Origin of the sequence: Flavobacterium caeni (genome assembly GCF_900101895.1) — a bacterium.
GTDB lineage: Bacteria > Bacteroidota > Bacteroidia > Flavobacteriales > Flavobacteriaceae > Flavobacterium > Flavobacterium caeni.
The window spans coordinates 1-1029 of record NZ_FMVF01000080.1 but is presented as its reverse complement, the minus strand read 5'-3'; the positions used below and the strand labels follow the sequence as shown (position 1 = coordinate 1029).

The following is a 1029-nucleotide window of genomic DNA, read 5'->3' as shown; positions in this document are numbered from 1 at the left end:
TAACCCGTTGTGCGGTTTAATTTCCCAACGCATGCTTCAATCTATTTAGCGGTTTTTCATTGATGAAGTTCAGATATTGCAGTATGGCGACGCTTCCAATTTTTGAACACATCCGCGCAAATAATCCATCCAGAGTTTTAGCATAATTTCTCTTCAGATAGAGTTGATCGCACATTTGAGAGAACAGGGTTTCAATCCGCTTTCTGATATATCGGTATTTAGGGTTCCAGAGATTTTCCCGCCGCTTCATATTGCTTCTCAATGGTGTGATCAACTGTATTCCTTCATTTTCAAAGAGCGAAGTCTGATATGAGGCAGAGAGATAACCTTTATCTCCAATCAACTCTGAACCAGATATTTGATTGACGTCCAAATGTTGCAGATAGCTTACGTCATGTACGTTTGCCGGAGTCATTCCCAGAGAAATCGGTACGCCTGATCTTGAAGTGACCAATTGCATCTTAAAACCGTAATAGTACATTTTGTGCGATGCGTGGTAGCTTCTGGCAGGCTGCAGATGTGGATCTTCCTTGCAGATTTTTACCCGTGTGATTCGAGGATTGGCACAGATGGGAACCGGAATGGAATCGATAATGTACTGGTTTTCGTCTGGTGAAATCAGCTTCGATACCGATTCGCAAATCCAGGCAAAATGATTCTGGAGACGCTTGCGACGCCGGTTGTAATTGGTTCGGTCCGGAAGTCTCGGGAAATCTTCCATAAACTCCTGGCGAAGTTTGGAAAAGAGTAGGTTTTCGGAATCAATCCCCAACGATTCAGCAGTCAACACCAGCGCAATAATCTCGATATCAGACATTTTAGGTTTGTTTCTGTAGCTGTAGAAATTACCCTCATCATACAGATTGCCTTCCGAAATAGATTTGACTATGCCAATAATTTTGTCGAAATTTGTTTTCAGGTTGTGCATTTAGATAAACGTCAGAAACTTATTTAAAATACTGAATTTCAGTATAATGCACAACTTTTTTTATTGAATTATGTTATTAATTCAAACCGCACAACGGGTTA

General features: G+C 40.7%; 1 protein-coding gene. It reads right to left on the bottom strand.

Annotated elements, in window-relative coordinates:
* Positions 1-16 precede the first annotated feature (16 nt).
* Positions 17-928 (bottom strand): IS982 family transposase, encoded by a 912-nt coding sequence (locus BLP55_RS16660; RefSeq protein WP_091147582.1) that lies wholly within the window; start codon positions 926-928, stop codon positions 17-19.
* Positions 929-1029 lie beyond the last annotated feature (101 nt).